Here is a 17,300-nt window from a genome sequence, read left to right on the forward strand (position 1 = left end):
CAGTGCTCTCAGCGCGGTCGCGGGTCGGGGGCGGTGAACAGGGTGGGCCCCAGCATCGCCAGGGCGGCGGCGAACAACTCGGCGGGCGCCTCGCCGCCGCCCGCCTCGCCGCCGCCCGCCTCGCCGCCGCCCGCCTCGCCATCGCCCGCCTCGCCATCGCCCGCCTCGCCGTACTCCACCGTCGACAGCCGCGCGGCGGCCGAGACCACCGCACCGGCCAGCGCGGCCTGGTGGGAGCGCGGGTCGATGCCCAGCCGCGCCGCGATGGCACCCGCCCACAACCGCTCGCTGTCGGCCATGATCTGAAACCACTGGGCCCGGAAGCCCTCCGACTCCCGCAGAATCCGGTACAGCTTCCGAAGCTGTTCCACGTGGGTGGCCGCCCAGGAACCGGCCCAGACGCGCACCAGCGAGGTCGGTAGCGGTTCGTCGGGCGGCCGCCCGGCCAGCTCGGCGGCGATCCGCTCGGCTCCCGCTGCCAGGAAGGGCCGCACGACGTCCTCCTTGCGCGGGAAGTAACGGTAGAAGGAACGCTCCGAGACGCCCGCGTGCGAGGCGAGCTCGCGGATGGTGAAGGCGTTCGTGCCGCGCTCGATGAAGAGCTCGACGATGGCCCGGGAGGCGGCCAGCATCGCCTGTTCCTTCGCCTCGACCACCTCACGGGCCGTTCGGGCCGGCATCCGCGCATCGGCGCTGGTGTGTTGCCGGCTCATCCGCCCACCTCATCGTCGTCGTCGTAGTTCGGGGTCGTCGTCGTTCGGGGTCGTCCTCGCCCGATGCGCGGCGACGCTGCCTGGTAGGCAGCGACGGTAACAAGCCGCGCCGCAGGCCAGGACGGGCCGCGGCCCGCGGCGGCGGACTGTGCGACGTTCGAGCCGTTGACAGGCCTCCGGGGCCCGTGGCTGTCTCTGCCAGGCTTCGCGGTGAGAGGGCTTCCGCCTTCAGCCGGGAGGTGAATCGCCGTGTATTCGGGTGGAATTACAGCCGTGCCCCGGTCGGTTCATGTCGCCCGTCTGTACCCGGATTCGGGTCAGGCAGGGAAACTGGACGGGCAGGGAAACTGGACGGGCAGGGTCATGCGGCGCGGGGGTGGTGGAATCTGCTGCACGCATGGCACACGACGTGCCGGGAGCATCGCCGTCCCATGCTCGCCATGGCCGAGGTCGATCGGCAGATGAGGGAAGCGCGGAGGAATCCACCGGAAGGCTTCGCGTGGCTTTCCGCGCTGCCCGTGCAGGCAGGCCAGCAGGTGTTGAAGCGGCATCAGACCGCGTGGAAACGCTGCTATGCGGGGTTGGCCCGTCCGCCGCGTTCAGGTCCCGGCGCCGTACACGTCGCAGCGCTGCCACGTCTGCGGGGTCGTCGACCGGGTGTCCCGCCCCGACCAGGAAACATTCCTGTGCACGTCGTGTGGCTGGTCGGGGAACGCGGATACCACCAACGCAAGTCCGAACATCAGGGCGGCTGGACTGTCGTCCATGGACGTGGAGATCTCCGGGTTGCCGGGGACGGTGAAGCGTCAACCACCCGGGAAGGTGGCATGACCGCCACCGGGAATCCCCCTCGTGCACGAGGAGGAGGAAGTCAAGAGCAGATTCTGCGCGACGTGGCGCACACCGTCGCCCCGGCCCTCGGCCGGCGCCCCGCGTCGCCCCCGCCGGCCTGACGGTCCCGTTGCCCTGACCGGCCCCCCACCTGCCCGACCGGCCCCAGCTACCCGACCTACCCGACCTACCCGACCTACCCGACCTGCCTGACCTGCCTGACCTGCCCGTTCCGCTCCGACATCTTCCCTTTGGCACTCGGTGCCATTACAGTCGTCTCCGCGGCGGGACCATGCGACACCGGTTCCGGACCCGGTCAGCTCTCACGATGAGGAGTGCTCATGGAGGAGTCAGTGCAGGTCGACCAGGCCGTCGAGGCGCCCGCGGAGCCGGTCGTGGCGGACCTGCTCGTCGAGGAGGTCTCCATCGACGGCATGTGCGGCGTCTACTGAGCGCCGACGTGACGGATGAGCGCGGCGCGGCCGGCCTCTCGCCGGCCGCCGCCGCGTTCGACCTGGACCGGGCCTGGCGCCTGCATCCCCAGGTGTCCGTGCGGCCGGAGTCGTTCGGGGCGCTGCTCTACCACTTCGGCACCCGCAAGCTGTCGTTCCTCAAGGAGCCGGGGCTGCTCGCGCTGGTGGAGGCCCTGCCGGCGCATACCAGCGCGCGGGCCGCGGCGGCCGCCGTCGGGCTGCCCACCGCGGATCTCGGCCGCTACCAGCGGGCGCTGGCGACCCTCGCCGCGTCCTCCATGATCGTCGAGGGGAGCACCCCGTGACCACCGCCGCCCCGGCGCGTCTCGTCGACCACTTCGCCCGCGGACTTGCCGCCCCCATCTGTCTGACGTGGGAGCTCACCTACGCCTGCAACCTGGCCTGCCGGCACTGCCTGTCCAGCTCCGGACGGCGCGACCCCCGCGAGCTGACGACCGCCGAGTGCCGCGCGGTCATCGACGAGCTGGAGCGCATGCAGGTCTTCTACGTCAACATCGGCGGCGGTGAACCGACCGTGCGCGCCGACTTCTGGGAGCTGGTCGACTACGCCACCGCCCACCACGTCGGCGTGAAGTTCTCCACCAACGGTGTGCGGATCACTCCCGAGGTCGCCACCCGGCTCGCCGCCAGCGACTACGTCGACGTGCAGATCTCCCTCGACGGCGCGACCGCCGAGGTCAACGACGCGGTGCGCGGCCCCGGCTCGTACGACACCGCGGTGCGCGCGATGGCGAACCTGGCCGAGGCGGGTTTCCGCGGGTTCAAGCTGTCCGTCGTCGTCACCCGCCAGAACGTCGGCCAGCTCGACGCCTTCGCCGCGCTGGCGGACCGCTACGGCGCCCAGCTCCGGCTGACCCGGCTGCGTCCGTCCGGGCGCGGCGCCGACGTGTGGGACGAGCTGCACCCGACCGCCGCCCAGCAGCGCGAGCTCTACGACTGGCTCGTCGCCGCCGGCGAGAACGTGCTGACCGGCGACTCCTTCTTCCACCTGTCCGCCTACGGCCAGGCGCTGCCGGGGCTGAACCTGTGCGGTGCCGGCCGGGTGGTCTGCCTGATCGACCCGGTCGGNGACGTCTACGCCTGCCCGTTCGCCATCCACGACGAGTTCCTCGCCGGCAACGTGCGCGACACCGGCGGCTTCACCGGGGTGTGGCGGACCTCGGAGCTGTTCGCGGCGCTGCGCGAGCCGCAGTCCGCCGGGGCGTGCGCGTCCTGCGGGCACTTCGACGCCTGCCAGGGCGGTTGCATGGCGGCGAAGTTCTTCACCGGCCTGCCGCTCGACGGCCCCGACCCGGAGTGCGTGGTCGGCCACGGCGTCGACGCGCTGCTCGCCCGCGGCGACACCGCCCCGCCGAAGCCGTCGGTCGACCACTCCCGCTCGATCGCCACGGCATCAAAGCGCCGCGGCAGCGGTCCGGTGCCGGTGACGATCGGCCGCGCACCGAGCGTGCTGTCCCCGGCCCTGCCCCCGGTCAGCGCCTGCCAGGAGGACCCGCTCGCCGGCTTCGACCCGGCTACCGCGGTCGCGCCGGCTGCCGCGGTCGCGCGTTGACGGGGATCAACCGAACGGGTGGTCGTCGGGGCCGGGCTCGTTAGCATGACCGCATGGTCCCGATGCCGCCGGACGGGGTGAGCTGCCAGGCGCTCACCCCCGTCTTCGCCCTGCTGGGCAAGCGGTGGAGCGGATTGATCATCGGCACGCTGCTGGCCGGCCCGGCCCGCTTTTCCGAGATCGCGAAGCTGGTGCCCGGGGTGAGCGAGCGGATGCTGTCCGGGCGCCTGGCCGAGCTGTCCCAGGCCGGGCTGGTCGAGCGGGAGGTCCTCGGCGGGCCGCCGCTGGCCACCCGCTACCGGCTGACCTCCTGCGGCGAGGCGCTGCGCCCGGCGCTGCACGCCCTGGAGCTGTGGGCGCAGGAGCATCTCGTCCCCGCCGACCCGCGGGCGGCGGCCTCCGGCTGCGACTGAACGCCACGACGCCTGGTCGCGGAATGCCTGCGCGCGGCAGACGGTGTGACGGGGGACGGTGTGACGGGGGACGGCGCGACACCGGCGCGCGAACGCCGGGGCGAGCCGGGACGTCCCGGCCTCCCCGGCGCCAGAGCGTGTATGCGGTGAGGTTGTGCGGAGGGTCAGGGGGCGATGAACTGCAGGTCGAGCTCGATCTTCACCTTGTCGGCCAGGGCGAGCTTGCCGGCGCCGAGCGGCATGTTGAAGTTGATGCCGTAGTCGCTGCGCTTGATCTCGCCGGTCGCCGAGAACCCGGAGCGGACGCGGCCGTCGGCCGGGTGGGTGTCGACGCCGTAGAACTCCACCGCGAACGTCACCGGCTTGGTCACGCCGTTGATGCTCAGGTCGCCGGTCAGCTCGTACTCCTCGCCGCTGCCGGAGATGGAGCTCGACACGAAGGTCATCGCCGGGTGCGCGGCCAGGTCGAAGAAGTCGGTGGAACGCAGGTGCGCGTCCCGGTCGGCCTGGTTGGTGTTGATCGAGGCCAGGTCGATCGAGGCCTCGACGGCGACCGACTGGAGCGTCTCGCCGACGGCGAGGGTCGCCGAGAACGTGTCGAAGCGGCCGCGGACGTTGGTGACGCCGAGGTGGCGGATCTGGAAGCTGATGGCGGAGTGCGCCGTGTCGAGCGTCCAGGTTCCGGGGACGAGCGGCAGCGGTGCGAGCTCGGACGAGGGGGCGGTCACGGGACCTCCAGGGGCGGTCAGGCCGGGACACCGTTGCGGCTGCAACGGTGGGCGTACGAAACGATAGTGGCTAACGAAATGCAAGTCACCGGGGGGCCGGGCCAGGACCGGCCTGGCGCCCGACGCCGACGCGCGAGAGGGTCGGCGGCATGAGCACCGAACCAGGGCCCCCGCCGTCGCCCGATCCCGGCGCCGGCGTCGACGGCCTCGCCCGGACCCGCCGCGCGCTGCACGCCGTCGCCGAGCACGTCCTCGCGGCGGCGCGCCACCGGGCGAGCGGCCACCTCGGTCTGGCCGTCACCCCCGGCGGGTTCGCCACGCCCCCGTTCGGCCCCGGCGGGCGCACCGTGGCCGTGGTCGGCACCGACCTGGTCGTGCGCGACGGGGACACCGAGACGGCGCGGGGTCCGCTGACGACGCTGCGCGAGGCGGCGCGCCTGGCCGGCATCGACCCGGGCGGCCCGGCGGCGGTCTACCGGCTGAGCACCCCCTGCCACCCCGACGAGCCGCTGGACATCGACCCCGCCGCCGCCCGCCGCCTCGCCGACTGGTACGCCCTGGGCGACGCGGCGCTGCGCCGCTGGTCGGCCGAGATCCCCGCCGACGCGCCGAGCCCGCCCACGCTGTGGCCGGAGCATTTCGACGTCGCGATCCGCGCCGGGCAGATCAACTACGGGGTGTCGCCGGGAGACGAGGCGGTCGCGGCGCCCTACGCCTACGTCGGCCCGCCGCTGCCGCCGCCGAACCTGCCCGCCGGCTTCTGGAACGCCTCGTTCGGCGCCGCCCGCACCTGGACCGAGGTCGGATCCGTCGACGCCGTCGTCGACCTGTTCCGCCAGGCCCGCCGCCACGCCTCCGCCTGACCGCCCTCGCGGCTCGCCGTCCACACGGTTCCGTGGAACACCTTGATCGTCGAGTCGAGTCGCGTCGGGGCTCGGGCGCGTGGCGCGGTCTCGTGCTCGCCACACTGATACGGGGCCCTCCAGACGCCTCCAGGCGAGTGGTTCCGCATCNCTCTCGTGACGCCAGGTGTCCGTCCGCTGTCCCTGTCTTCAGATGCGAAGGATCTGGTGGCCCGTGGCACATCGAGCGCCGAGGTGACCCCGCCCCGTCGCCCGATCGGACCCCGGCGACGGACCACTCAGGTCTCGGTCGCTCAGGTCTCGGTCGCTCAGGGCGCGGAGGGTGATGACGGTTTGGGCCGGGCGAACGGGGATCAACCTCCAGCATCTGCTGACCGCCACGCGGCCGGACTGCCGCGGACCGATCTTCACATCTGTGCGTGATCGGTTGGGCGCGGGAACGCTCGGCCCGAGTGCGACTCTCGATGATCATGGTGTTCCGCGGAACCGGGCGCCCTCGGCCGCCGGGTCCGCGGCGGTCAGCCGGCGGTGAGGCGGCGGGCACGCTCGGCCTCGTCCGGGCGGACCTCGCAGGGCCGGCTTGTCACGAGCCGCCACCGCGTGCGCGGTATCGCAGCGGCGGCGGGCTCGCCGGGCAGGTGGCCTGCGGGCAGGGCGGCGGATGCTCCCAGCGCCCGCACAGTGCCGCCGTGATCGCCGCGCCGGGCGCGCGCTCGTCGCCGCCGGGCGCCAGGACCAGGACGAACTCGTGGGCGAACGGCCGGCGCACACCTCGGATTATCCGCCCCGGCGACCGGTGCGTACCGTCACCGGCATCGCTATAGTGGCACTCGGTGCCAAATCGTGCCCGACCCTGCCGGCCGATGTTCTGTCACGTGCGGCCGGTGCCCGGCCGGGCGAGGCATCCGGGCCCGTCGATCGTCGGTCGGTGGCGGGCGGACACGACGAGGTGGGAGTGCGATGGCCAGCACAAGAACATGGTTCGAAACGGTCGCCGAGGCCCAGCGCAGGGCGCGTAAGCGGCTGCCGCGGGGGGTGTACCAGGCGCTCGTCGCCGGGACCGAGGCCGGCGTGACGATGAACGACAACGTCGACGCGTTCGGTGAGCTGAAGATCCGGCCCCGGGTCGCCGACCTGCCGGCGACCCGCGACCTGTCGACGACGGTGATGGGGCAGCAGATCAGCTTCCCGGTGCTCATCTCGCCGACCGGGGTGCAGGCGGTGCATCCCGACGGCGAGGTCGCCGTCGCCCGGGCCGCCGCCGGCGCGGGCACGGCGATGAGCCTGTCCTCGTTCGCCTCCAAGCCGGTGGAGGAGGTCGGCGCGGTCAACGACAAGCTGCTGTTCCAGACCTACTGGGTGGGGGCGCGCGAGGAGATCCTCGCCCGCGCCGAGCGGGCCCGGGCGGCGGGCGCCAAGGGCCTGATCGTGACGCTGGACTGGGTGTTCGACTCGCGGCGGGACTGGGGCAGCCCGTTCATCCCGGAGAAGCTGGACCTCAAGGCGATGGCCCGCTACGCCCCGCAGGTCGCCGTGCGCCCGGGGTACCTCGCCCGCTGGCTGCGCAGCCGGTCGCTGCCCGACCTCGGCGTGCCGAACCTCGGTCCGCGGGAGGCGACGCCGCCGACCTTCTTCGGCGCCTACGGCCAGTGGATCGGCACGCCCCCGCCGACCTGGTCGGACCTGGCCTGGCTGCGCGAGCAGTGGGGCGGCCCCTTCATGATCAAGGGGATCACCCGGCCGGACGACGCCCGCCACGCGGTGGACGTCGGCGCGAGCGCGATCTCGGTGTCCAACCACGGCGGCAACAACCTCGACTCCACCCCGGCGTCGATCCGCTGCCTGCCCGGCGTCGTCGACGCGGTGGGTGACCAGGTGGAGGTGCTGCTCGACGGTGGGATCCGCCGTGGCAGCGACGTCGTCAAGGCGCTCGCGCTCGGCGCCCGCGCGGTGCTGATCGGCCGGGCCGCCCTGTTCGGCATGGCCGCCGGCGGCGAGCGCGGGGTGACGAACGTGCTGGAGATCCTCCGGCAGGGCGTGAGCGAGACGCTGCTGGGACTCGGCCATGCGTCGGTTCACGAACTGTCGCCCGAGGACATCCTCATCCCGGCCGGCTTCGCGATCGACCAGAAAGTCTGACCGTCCACGGTCGACCGGACGGGTAGAGAAACCCTCCGGATACAAACTGGAAACTGATTACCGGTGACGCGGTTCGGGGTGCAACTTCTTGTTGCACCCCGAACCGCGTTTCTCTTGCATATTGCTTTGGGGGCCCGGTACCGTGCACCATCGTGCCATGCCGTGTCGTCATCGCAATGTGACCCCTGGTGCTGGATGGCTTAGTACTGTCGTTTCACCGACCGGAAACCGCATTCGGTTCCGGCCGGTGGCGGCCCGACCGAGACGTGCCGGGCAGTCTGGACAGGTCAACGCGTTCGGTGGGCGTCTTCTCCGGTCCGGATCGGACGGCCCCCCGGCGGCGGAGCGCACTGCCGATGATGCCGCGCCAATGCCGCCCGACCGCAGCGACCATTCTGGCTGAATGATTCCGAACCGTTTTGCGGAGCCGTTTGTGGTGGCGGTGCGCCGCGTCAGCATGGGGGTCACCTTCGAATGCGCCGCTGTGCCGTGAAACTGATCCTGCCGGCGAAACTGAGCCTGCCGGCGAAGCTGAGCCTGCCGGCGAAGCTGAGCCTGCCGGCGAAGCTGGGAATGTCGACGATCCTGCTGGGTCTGGTCGTCGGGACCGGATGCTCCGGGGCAACCTCCTCGGCGGCGTCCTGCACCGGGGGCAGGGCGGCGCCGGGGGTGACGCCCGACGAGGTTCGAGTCGGCCTGCTCTACCCCGACTCGGGCCTGCTCGCCGGCGCGTTTCCGGCGCTGCGGGCCGGCGTCGACGCCCGCCTCGGCGAGGTCAACGCCGCCGGCGGGATACAGGGACGGAAAGTCGTCTACGAATGGCGCGACGACGCCGGCACCGTCGAGGGGAACAGCAACGGCGCCCGGGAGCTGATCGACCAGCGCGGCGTGTTCGGCCTGCTGGAGTTCACCGTCGCCGCCACCGGCAGCGCGAAGTACCTCGCTGATCGGGGGATCCCCACGGTGGGCCTCGCCGCCGAGGACGTCTGGACGCGATACGGGAACATGTTCTCGTTCTCCAACACCCTCGGCGCGCCGATCGACACCTACGGCCGCTTCGTCCACGACCGCGGCGGCACGTCCGCCTTCCTGCTGTACAGCGCGATGTCCGCGGGGGTCTCCGGCGCGACCCTGCGGGTCGGGCAGAGCCTGCAGGCCCTCGGCGTGCAGGTCGTCGGCAGCCACGCCTACACCCCCGACGCGGACAGCGTGACCGACGTCGCCCGCCAGATCGTCGACTCCGGCGCGGACACCATCGTCACCATGCTCACCCCCCCGGCCCTGCCGCCGGTGCTGCGCGCGATCCGCGAGGCCGGGGGGAGCCCGAAGGTGGTGCTGTCGATGACCGGCTACGACCACAGCCTGCTGCGCCACCACGGCCCCGACCTGGCCGGGGTGCTGGTCCCGGTGTTCTACCGGCCGTTCGAGGCCGGGGGCGCCCCGATCACGCACTACCTCGACGTGATGGCGCGCTACTCGCCGCAGACCGACGACCCCGAGCAGGAGTTCGGCCTGATCGGCTACATCGACACCGACCTGCTCCTGCGCGGGTTGCAGGCCGCGGGACCCTGCCCCACCCGGCAGTCCTTCCTCGCCGGGATGCGCACCCTGACCCACTACGACGCCAGCGGCCTCATCCAACCGACCAACGTCGGCGCGACCCGAGGTCGCCAGCCGACCTGCTTCGCGCTGATGCAGGTCAACCCGTCGGGCAGCGCCTTCACCGTCGCGCAGGACAACCTGTGCGGCAAGGCGCTCGGCCCGACCCTCTGACGGCTCCGCGCGACGGCCCGGCCCCGGCCGTCGCGCGGGCCGCCTCGGTCCGGCGGGGGGCGCCGCCGCCCCCCGCCGGACAGTTCCGCCGTGCCGACCGCGCACGCCGACCGCATTGCGGTGCGGTGCGTACGTTTCACCGGCCCAGACCGTGCGCAACGCACCGCAGAACCGACCTCGCCAGCGGCCGGCCGCCGGGCAGTGGCACGGCGACGGCCAACCGGACCCCGACGAGACGTGAGGACATCCCCAGGAAACGGACGGGGGCAGTCCCCCGACGGGTTCGGCCGCTGGCCGGATGGGGGCGGGGCGCTGGGCTCTCTAGCGTGATCGACATGACCGTACGTCCTCATGACAGACGTTTCCGCGACGAAACGACCATCCCGCCAGGCCGCTTCCCGAGGCGGCGGGCGGCCGCCGCGCTCGCCGTCCTCGCGCTGACGGCCGCCGGCGCCCTCGGCAGCGCCGCAGCTCCCGCCACCGCAGCTCCCGCCACCGCAGCTCCCGCCACCGTGTCTGCCGGGTCCACCGTGTCTGCCGGGTCCATCGCGTCTGCCGCTGTCGTCGCCTCTACCGTCGTCGCGACATCGCCGCTCTCGACCGCGGGACATGTGGACCGCGGCGGGGTGATCTCGTCCGAGCGGTTGCGGGTCCTGTCCGCGGCGCAGGTGCGGGCGGTGCTGACCGCGAGCGGCTTCGACGCGGACCCGGCGGTCGTGCGCGCGGGCGTGGTCACCTACCGGCTGGTCTACCGCACGATCGACCCGCGCGGGCGGGCGACCACCGCCAGCGGCCTGCTGGCCCTGCCCGCCACCGGCGACCGCCGGCTGCGCGTCGTCTCCTACACCCACGGCACCGAGATCGCCCGCGCCGACGCCCCGTCGACGGCGACGGACCTGGCCGCCGACGGTTGGGGGCAGGCCCCGGCGCTCACCTACGCGGCGGCCGGCTTCGCCGCGGCCGCCCCCGACTACCTCGGCCTCGGCGTCGGGCCGGGCCCGCATCCGTGGATGGACGTGCCGTCCGAGGTGTCGGCGTCGCTCGACCTGCTGCGCGCCACCCGGACGTTCGTCGCCACCCAGGGGCGCACGGTCGACCCGCGGGTCCTGGTGACGGGGTTCTCGCAGGGCGCCTCGGCGGCGACCGGCCTCGGCGCGGCGCTGCAGGCCGGCGCCGACCCGTCGCTGCGCCTCGGCGCGCTCGCGCCGGTCAGCGGCGCCTACGACTTTCGCTCGGTGGAGCTGCCGGCGTTGCTGGACGGTCGGGTCGAATGGCCCTACGGCGTCGGCTACACCGTTTACCTGCTCGTCGCGTTCAACCGGCTGCACCACCTCTACGACACGCCCGCCGAAGTCTTCCGCGACCCGTCGGTCGAGGCGCTGTTCGATGGCGAGCACTCCGGCCAGCAGTTCGTCGCCGGCCTGCCGGCGAGCATCGACGCCCTGCTCACCCCGCGCGGCGCCGAGCTGGTCCACCATCCGCGGGGCCGGCTCGCGGCGGCGCTGGCGGTGGCCGACGCGACCTGCTCCACGCCACCGGGCCCCCGGTCGCTGCCCCGGTCGCTGCCCGCGCCGGTGCGGCTCTACGTCGGCGGCGCGGACACCCAGGTGCCCCGGGCGAACAGCGAGCACTGCCGCGCGGCGCTGCGCGGGCACGGCGTCGACGCCCCGATCGTCGACCTCGGCGCGGGCGTCGACCACCTTGGCTCCAACCGCGCCGGCACGGCGGCCGTCGTCCGCTGGTTGCTGACCCCCGGCGGCCCGCGCTGAGACCGCACCCCCGGCGGGCCGTGCGCCGGCCGCGCCCGCCGGGACCTCCGCCGGCCACGCCGGGGGCGTGATCGAGGCCTGCGGGGGTCGCGGATGTGCCAGGCTCGACCGATGACGTCTGCCGTAGCGGGGCTACGTGAGGGGAGGGCGCCGGCGGCGGTGCTGTTCGACATGGACGGCCTGCTCGTCGACACCGAGCGGCTGTGGACGCGGGCGCAGGAGGACCTCGCCGCCCACCTCGGCGGCGTGTTCACCCCCGAGATCAAGGCGGCGCTCATGGGCCGCGGCCCGGACACGGCGCTGCACCTCATGCTGTCGCTGCTCGGGGTGGACGGATCGCGCTTCGCCGAGGCGGCGCGGTTCGTCATGGGCCGCATCGTCGAGCTGTTCGCCGCGCCGGGGGCGATCGTGGCGCGGCCCGGCGCCGTCGAGCTGCTCGGCGCGCTCGCGGTGCACCGGGTGCCACTGGCGCTGGTGTCGTCGTCGGCCCGGGTGCTCATGGACCACGTGCTCGGCGCGGTCGGCGCCGCCCGCTTCCAGGTGTCGGTCGCCGGAGACGAGGTGGTGCGCGGCAAGCCGGATCCCGAGCCGTACCTGCGGGCCAGCCGCCTGCTCGCCGTGCCGCCGGCGCGCTGCGTCGTGCTGGAGGACAGCGCCTCGGGCGCGACGGCGGGCCTGGCCGCCGGTTGCGTGACCGTGCTCGTCCCCTCGACGCCGCAGCCCCCCGACGTCCCCGCCGACGCTGTCGTGCCGAGCCTCGCCCATGTCACCCCCGCGTGGCTCGCCGCCCTGGTCGACCGTCGGGCTCCCCGGGAAGGCTGACGTCGGCCTCTCGCCGGTAGTGATAGGAGATCGCGTCATAGCTGCGATGCACGAGGTCCGTGGGATCGTCGTCGATCATGCCGAGGAAGCTAACGTCCCACCGGCGCCGGGGCGACCCGTTTTCTGCGCTGTCGATGTCGACGGCGCAGTCCGGCCCGATGGCCGGCCTGGCCGGCCGCGTACCTCGGGACCCGGTTCCGCGGAATCTGAATGACCGTGTCACGTGCTCGTGGCGGTGGCGGCGATCGCGGAGCGTGGCGGCGACGGGTCGGTGTTCGGGGTGGATGCGTGGGAGAGAGACCACCAGCCGCGTAGGCGCGGGGACCGCGACACGGTTCCGCGGAACACCTTGATCAACGAGGCGGATATCGGGCAACAGCCGAGTCCGGAGCGGCAGGGGTCTTCGCGGAATCACCATGATCCCTGAGCTGAAGGCCAAACGCTGGCAGCGTGACGCGGTTCCGCGGCACCTGGATCGACGGAGTAGGTCCGGAGCCGTGGCCGGCCCCGCTGCTCGGCGGTGGGAGGCGCCGTGGGGCGGCGCCTTCTGCCCTGACCGCGTTGTCAGCCGGAGGCGACGAGATAGCGCTCCCCGGGCGCGAGGCTGGTCAGGCGGTGGGGTGGGGGAGGGCGTGGCCGGCGCGGTCGAGCAGGAGGCGGGCCAGTTCGGCGGGGTGGCTGATCATGGCGTTGTGGCCGGTGTCGAGGTCGACGATCTCGTCGACGCCGCCCAACGCCTCGATGGAGCGGCGCTGGGTGGCAGGCGTCTGGGCGCGGTCGCGCAGGGTCAGCAGCCAGGTGCGGGGGACGGAGCGGTCGAGGTCGGTGCGGTCGGTGGGCTCGATCGTCACCCCGGTGGACTCGCCGTAGAGCCGGGACAGGTTGAACGCCCGCTGCTCGCGGGTCATGCCGTTGCAGAACGAGTAGCGCGCCAGCAGCCGCGGCATCGGCGCGGCGGGACGGCCGGTCGCGGCCTTGCGGCGGGCGACCCAGCCCAGGATGCCGGGTACCGTGTCGACGATCGAGCGGCCCTGTGGCGGCACGGCCGCGCCCAGCAGGATCATCCGGCGCACGCGCGTGGGACCCAGCCGCGCGACGACGCCGGGCACGGTCAGGCCGGCCATCGAATGGCCGACGATGATGAACTCGCCGATGCCGGCGGCGTCGATCTGCGCGATCGTGCTCGTCATCCAGTCGTCGACGGTGACCGTGGCCAGGTCGGCGGGCGCCGAGCGCCGGCCGGGCAGGTCGACGGCGAGGACCGGCGTACCCGGCGCCTGTAAGCCGATCTCGGCGACGGTGGGTTCCCAGCAGTCCCCGGCGTGCTGACCGCCGTGCACGAGCACGATGCCGACGTCCGCCATCCCAGACCTCCCGTATCAGTCCATCCCGGTCAACGTGAGACGACCCTAGATGATCTGACGTTTGCGTCACAAGGGGTGGCGGGCGCCCGCCGTCGGCGCCGGTGGGTTTTACGGGTGCCGGCGGGCCGGTGACGGCATCCGGCGCGAACGGGTCGTAACGTGACGGCCGGGGCGTCCGCATCGCCGACCGGCCTGGCCGCGGCGCACGGCGCACACCATCTGCGGCGTACGCCGCACACCACGATGTCGGGGATGGAGACGGGAGCGCGCGATGCCGCTGTGGCAGCAGGCCGCGGTCGGGGCCGGGGCGCTGCTGGCGCTGGCCGTGGTGNCCCGGGTGGTGCACCGGTGGTGGCCGCGGCGCGGCATCGAGCTGATCGCCGCCGCGTCCCGGGAGGCCGGCATCATCCTCGGCCTGTTCACGCTCTGGCAGATCGCCCGCATCCTCGGGGTGACCAGGGTCGCCGGCGGGATCGAACACGCCGAATGGATCTGGCGGGCCGAGCAGTGGCTGCACCTGCCGAGCGAGGTCACGCTCGAACGGTTCATGCTGCGCCACGAGACCCTGCTGCGGGCGGCGAACGACTTCTACTCCTGGGTGCACTTCCCGGCGATGAACCTGTTCCTGGTGTGGCTGTTCGCCCGCCACCGCCGCGCCTACCCGCCGGTGCGCACGACGATCGTGCTGTTCACCGGCTCGTCGCTGCTGTTCCACATGTTCCTGCCGGTGGCGCCGCCGCGGATGCTGACCTCCGTCGGCTTCGTCGACGAGGCGGTGCTGCTCGGCCAGTCGGTGTACGGCGAGTTCGGCAGCGGCGTCGCCGCGCAGCTCTCGGCGCTGCCCTCGGTGCACGTGGGCTGGGCGTTCCTCATCGCCTACGAGGTCATCCGGATCAGCCCGAGCCGGTGGCGGTGGCTGATCGTCCTGCATCCGATCGTGACGACCCTCGTCGTCGTCGTCACCGCGAACCACTTCTGGGCCGACGGCATCGTCGCGGTCGTGCTGCTGGTGCTCGCCGAGGTGGTCGGTCGGGCCCTGACCCGCGCGCTGCGTCGGCTGCGCGGGCGGATCCGCGCCCGCCGCGGCGCCGAGGCCGGGCAGGGACGCCCGGAGGCGGTCCCCGCCCTCGTCACGGTCCCGCCACCCGCCGCCGGCCCGGGGCGCCGCGACGTGCCGGCCGCCGGCTCCGACCCGACGCCCCTGCCCCGCTAGCGCGGCCGGCCCGTCCGGTGGCGCGACCGTCCGGTGGCGCGACCGTCCGGTGGGTGCGGCCGTGCCGGTCAGCCGCCGACGATGCCGCGCTCGCGCAGGTCGGCGATGGCGGCCGCGCCGTAGCCGAGTTCGGTGAGGAGGGCGTCGGTGTGCGCACCGGCGTACGTGAAGCCCTTCGGGCTGGTGGTGGAGCGGGAGAAGCGGGTGGCGGGACCGGGGCGCAGGTGCTCGTCGAACACGTCGCTGTGCACCGTCACGCAGTACTCGTCCGCCGCGGCCGGTTCCACCTGGATGATCGTCTGCTGGGAGCGTCCGGCGACCTCGACGCAGCCGACACCGGCGGCGGTGAGGTCGCGTTCCCAGTCGGCGGCCGGCCGGGTGCCGAACGTCTTGGCCAGCACGTCGGCGAGGGCGGCGTCGTGCTCGGCCCGGCCCGGCGCGGTCGCGAACCTCGGGTCGGCGTCGAGGTCGGCGTGGGCGGCGAGCGCCGCGGCCAGGCGCGGCCACTCCTTGTCCGCGGGGGCGGCGAGGAACACCCAGCCGGGCGCGGCCGGGTAGATCCGGTAGAGGGCGGACAGCCCCCAGGCATCGTCGTCGACCTCCCGCGGCGCCGGCCTGCCGGGGTAGTCCACGACCTGGTCGAGGATGGCGTGCGTCGCGGTCGCGAGCATCGTCGTCGTCAGCGTGCCCGTGGCTCGGCCCCGGCTGCGGGCGACAAGGCCCAGCAGGATCGCCGAGGCGGCGCCAAGGGCGGCGATGCCGTCGGCCTGCACCGGCACGGCGGCCGTGGCGGCGAAGCAGCGCACCGCGCCGATCTTCTTCTGCGCCACGGTGGTCACCGCGCTCTGCACGCCGGGGGCGTCGGTCAGCGCCAGCCCGCTGGCCGCGCCGATCGCCGGGGCGTAGGCCGGGCGGCGGCCGTAGGGGCCGTCGGTGCCGTAGCCGGGGGCGTTGACGTAGACGAGGTCGGGGTTGAGGGCGCGCAGCGTCGCGGCGTCGACGCCGGCGCGTTCGGCGGCGCCCGCCCGGAACGCCTGCAGCACCACGTCGGCCCGCCTCGCGAGGTCGTGGACGATCGCGCGGCCCTCGTCGGTGGCCAGGTCGACGCACAGGCTCTCCTTGCCCTGCATGACCTTGGCGCCGCCGGACTCGGGGAAGCCGGCGACCTGGCGGATGGTGTCGCCGTCCAGTGTCTCGATCTTGATGACGCGGGCGCCGAGGTCGGCGAGCAGGGTCGCGGCGAACGGCCCGGCGAACATCAGCCCGAAGTCCAGCACGGTGATCCCGGCGAGCGGGTGCCCGGCCGCGCCGCCCGCCGGCGGCGCGGTCGGGGCGGCGGGCGCGGTCGGGGCGGCCGACTGGCCGAGGCGGGGTGCGGGCGCGAGCTCGCGCAGCGGGCGGCCGTCGGCCTGGACGAGGGTGGAGGGCTGCACGACCGGGCCGAGCTCGGGGTCGGTGACGGTGACGCGGCGGCCCTCGTGGACGAGCTGCGGGTGGGCCAGCGCGTCGGCGCCGCGGCGGAACGGTTCGGCGGAGATGTCGCCGTTGGCGGCGAAGACCTCCTCCCATTCGGCGAGGGTCCGCTGCCCGACCCGTTCGATCATCAGCTCCCACAGCTCGGTGCGCAGTTCCTGCGTCGGCAGGGCGGGGATGCCGGCCCACTTCGGGTCGGTGAACACGTCCCCCAGGCCTAACTCCCGCATCAGCGCGACGAACAGCCGCGGCTCGACCTGCGCGAACTGCAGCCAGGTGCCGTCCTTCGTCGGCGCGGTCAGCAGCGGGTACACCAGCGGCCCCTGGACCTCCCCGGCGGCGTTGAACGCGTTGACGACGGTGAACGCCTCGGGCCAGCGGATGCCGACGATCTCGGTGTAGAAGTTCCAGGTGTCCAGGGCGCCGACACCGCGGGCGAGGTCGGCGGCGACCTGCTGGCCCAGCCCGCTGGCGTCGCGTTCGAGCAGCGCGGCGAGGATGCCGTGCACGGCGGTGTGCGCCGCGCCCCAGGAGGCGAACGGCACCGACACGTACGCCGGCCCGCGCCGCGCCGTGATCGCCTCCTTGACGTGGAAGACGCCGAGCTTCGCCAGCACCAGGCCCTCGTAGCCGGGCAGGTCGCGCCACGGCCCGGCCGGCCCGAAGCCGGTGATCGACGCGCTGACCAGCCGCGGGTGGGCCGCCGCGAGGTCGGCGGCGGTCAGCCGCAGCGCCGCGAGCGTCTCCGGCCGGTACGTGGTGACCAGGACGTCGGCGTCGGCGAGCAGGGCGTCGAGCTCGTCGCGGCCGCCGTCGGCGCGCAGGTCCACCACGACGCTGCGTCGGCCGCGGCCGAGGACCGGCCAGTCGACCCGCCGGCGCAGCGCGCTGCCGCCGGGCGGCTCGACCAGCACGACGTCGGCCCCGGCGTCGGCGAGGAACAGCGTCGCCAGCGCCCCGGGCAGGCTGCCCGACAGGTCGACGACGCGCAGCCCCGCCAGGGGTCCCTGGTCGGCCGGCCCGGCCTGTCCGCCGTCGGAGGTGGTCTGTGTCACGCCGTTCTCCCTCGTCCACGATGAACCCGGCATCCGTGACGGGCATCATAGTGCACTAGGTCATCGAAGAGCACTATCTCATCGGGCGTGCGGGCCGG

16 protein-coding genes and 1 pseudogene are annotated in these 17,300 nt (G+C 73.7%); 12 read left to right on the forward strand and 5 right to left on the reverse strand.

All coding sequences use genetic code 11. From position 1 onward, the window contains the following. Positions 1 to 8: 8 nt before the first annotated feature. Positions 9 to 713 carry a TetR/AcrR family transcriptional regulator gene (locus UK82_RS16850; protein WP_052680909.1) on the reverse strand — a complete coding sequence of 235 codons (705 nt, stop codon included), beginning with the start codon at positions 711 to 713 and terminating at the stop codon, positions 9 to 11. Between the two features lie 573 nt (positions 714 to 1,286). Here UK82_RS16850 and UK82_RS42815 point away from each other — a divergent pair. From UK82_RS42815 to UK82_RS16870, 6 genes and pseudogenes are all read left to right on the forward strand, one after another. Next, on the forward strand, positions 1,287 to 1,544 hold the full coding sequence (locus UK82_RS42815) for a zinc ribbon domain-containing protein (RefSeq protein ID WP_082121608.1): 258 nt from the start codon (positions 1,287 to 1,289) through the stop codon (positions 1,542 to 1,544). A gap of 341 nt (positions 1,545 to 1,885) precedes the next feature. Continuing rightward, the gene (mftA, locus tag UK82_RS16855) at positions 1,886 to 1,996 is read left to right on the forward strand and encodes a mycofactocin precursor MftA (protein WP_044883333.1); all 111 of its coding nucleotides are present in this window, start codon (positions 1,886 to 1,888) and stop codon (positions 1,994 to 1,996) included. A gap of 8 nt (positions 1,997 to 2,004) precedes the next feature. After that, complete coding sequence (gene mftB, locus UK82_RS16860) at positions 2,005 to 2,322, forward strand: mycofactocin biosynthesis chaperone MftB (RefSeq protein WP_044883243.1); 318 nt, start codon at positions 2,005 to 2,007, stop codon at positions 2,320 to 2,322. Further along, on the forward strand, positions 2,319 to 3,106 hold a 788-nt coding region (gene mftC, locus UK82_RS38300), incomplete at its 3' end, for a mycofactocin radical SAM maturase (protein ID WP_236706028.1). The genes mftB and mftC, both read left to right, overlap by 4 nt. Position 3,107: 1 nt before the next feature. Then, positions 3,108 to 3,590 (forward strand): annotated as a pseudogene (locus UK82_RS38305) (SPASM domain-containing protein); the annotation flags it as partial. A gap of 53 nt (positions 3,591 to 3,643) precedes the next feature. Next, positions 3,644 to 4,003: a helix-turn-helix domain-containing protein gene (locus UK82_RS16870; protein ID WP_044883241.1), complete on the forward strand. Its 360-nt coding sequence runs from the start codon at positions 3,644 to 3,646 to the stop codon at positions 4,001 to 4,003. Positions 4,004 to 4,167: 164 nt separating this feature from the next. Here the strand turns inward: UK82_RS16870 and UK82_RS16875 are convergent, their stop codons facing one another. Next, entirely contained in the window at positions 4,168 to 4,731 is a 564-nt protein-coding gene (locus UK82_RS16875) for a YceI family protein (protein WP_082121607.1), read from the reverse strand. Between the two features lie 149 nt (positions 4,732 to 4,880). Here UK82_RS16875 and UK82_RS16880 point away from each other — a divergent pair, with 149 nt between their 5' ends. Further along, positions 4,881 to 5,594 carry a hypothetical protein gene (locus UK82_RS16880; RefSeq protein WP_055408076.1) on the forward strand — a complete coding sequence of 238 codons (714 nt, stop codon included), beginning with the start codon at positions 4,881 to 4,883 and terminating at the stop codon, positions 5,592 to 5,594. Positions 5,595 to 6,177: 583 nt separating this feature from the next. On the opposite strand, the gene UK82_RS38310 is transcribed toward UK82_RS16880, so the two are convergent. Next, positions 6,178 to 6,363, reverse strand: coding sequence for a hypothetical protein (locus tag UK82_RS38310; RefSeq protein WP_044883240.1), 186 nt, complete (start codon positions 6,361 to 6,363; stop codon positions 6,178 to 6,180). Positions 6,364 to 6,554: 191 nt separating this feature from the next. Between UK82_RS38310 and mftD the strand changes: the two genes are divergently transcribed. From mftD to UK82_RS16905, 4 genes are all read left to right on the forward strand, one after another. After that, positions 6,555 to 7,733 (forward strand): pre-mycofactocin synthase MftD, encoded by a 1,179-nt coding sequence (gene mftD / locus UK82_RS16890; protein WP_044883239.1) that lies wholly within the window; start codon positions 6,555 to 6,557, stop codon positions 7,731 to 7,733. Positions 7,734 to 8,402: 669 nt separating this feature from the next. Then, positions 8,403 to 9,506 (forward strand): ABC transporter substrate-binding protein, encoded by a 1,104-nt coding sequence (locus tag UK82_RS16895; RefSeq protein WP_083507230.1) that lies wholly within the window; start codon positions 8,403 to 8,405, stop codon positions 9,504 to 9,506. A gap of 335 nt (positions 9,507 to 9,841) precedes the next feature. Then, positions 9,842 to 11,275, forward strand: a complete 1,434-nt coding sequence (locus UK82_RS16900) for a lipase (protein WP_236706029.1) — start codon at positions 9,842 to 9,844, stop codon at positions 11,273 to 11,275. 111 nt (positions 11,276 to 11,386) lie between these two features. Then, positions 11,387 to 12,097, forward strand: coding sequence for an HAD family phosphatase (locus UK82_RS16905; RefSeq protein WP_044883328.1), 711 nt, complete (start codon positions 11,387 to 11,389; stop codon positions 12,095 to 12,097). A gap of 608 nt (positions 12,098 to 12,705) precedes the next feature. Here UK82_RS16905 and UK82_RS16915 read toward each other — a convergent pair. Then, positions 12,706 to 13,461, reverse strand: a complete 756-nt coding sequence (locus UK82_RS16915; RefSeq protein WP_055408078.1) for an alpha/beta fold hydrolase — start codon at positions 13,459 to 13,461, stop codon at positions 12,706 to 12,708. A 451-nt stretch (positions 13,462 to 13,912) separates the two neighbouring features. On the opposite strand from UK82_RS16915, the gene UK82_RS16920 reads away from it, so the two are divergent. Next, the gene (locus UK82_RS16920) at positions 13,913 to 14,674 is read left to right on the forward strand and encodes a phosphatase PAP2 family protein (RefSeq protein WP_255354311.1); all 762 of its coding nucleotides are present in this window, start codon (positions 13,913 to 13,915) and stop codon (positions 14,672 to 14,674) included. Positions 14,675 to 14,742: 68 nt separating this feature from the next. Here UK82_RS16920 and UK82_RS16925 read toward each other — a convergent pair whose 3' ends face one another. Then, on the reverse strand, positions 14,743 to 17,235 hold the full coding sequence (locus UK82_RS16925) for a CaiB/BaiF CoA-transferase family protein (RefSeq protein WP_055408082.1): 2,493 nt from the start codon (positions 17,233 to 17,235) through the stop codon (positions 14,743 to 14,745). Positions 17,236 to 17,300 lie beyond the last annotated feature (65 nt).

Source organism: Frankia sp. ACN1ag (assembly GCF_001414035.1).
Classification (GTDB): Bacteria; Actinomycetota; Actinomycetes; order Frankiales; family Frankiaceae; genus Frankia; species Frankia torreyi.

What these genes read in the sequence shown, in the direction of transcription:
- UK82_RS16850 (WP_052680909.1), bottom strand. Translation starts at nt 713, where the DNA reads ATGAGCCGGCAACACACCAGCGCCGATGCGCGGATGCCGGCCCGAACG.
- UK82_RS42815 (WP_082121608.1), top strand. Translation starts at nt 1,287, where the DNA reads ATGCGGGGTTGGCCCGTCCGCCGCGTTCAGGTCCCGGCGCCGTACACG.
- mftA (WP_044883333.1), top strand. Translation starts at nt 1,886, where the DNA reads ATGGAGGAGTCAGTGCAGGTCGACCAGGCCGTCGAGGCGCCCGCGGAG.
- UK82_RS16870 (WP_044883241.1), top strand. Translation starts at nt 3,644, where the DNA reads ATGGTCCCGATGCCGCCGGACGGGGTGAGCTGCCAGGCGCTCACCCCC.
- UK82_RS16880 (WP_055408076.1), top strand. Translation starts at nt 4,881, where the DNA reads ATGAGCACCGAACCAGGGCCCCCGCCGTCGCCCGATCCCGGCGCCGGC.
- mftD (WP_044883239.1), top strand. Translation starts at nt 6,555, where the DNA reads ATGGCCAGCACAAGAACATGGTTCGAAACGGTCGCCGAGGCCCAGCGC.
- UK82_RS16900 (WP_236706029.1), top strand. Translation starts at nt 9,842, where the DNA reads ATGACCGTACGTCCTCATGACAGACGTTTCCGCGACGAAACGACCATC.
- UK82_RS16905 (WP_044883328.1), top strand. Translation starts at nt 11,387, where the DNA reads ATGACGTCTGCCGTAGCGGGGCTACGTGAGGGGAGGGCGCCGGCGGCG.
- UK82_RS16915 (WP_055408078.1), bottom strand. Translation starts at nt 13,461, where the DNA reads ATGGCGGACGTCGGCATCGTGCTCGTGCACGGCGGTCAGCACGCCGGG.
- UK82_RS16925 (WP_055408082.1), bottom strand. Translation starts at nt 17,235, where the DNA reads ATGCCGGGTTCATCGTGGACGAGGGAGAACGGCGTGACACAGACCACC.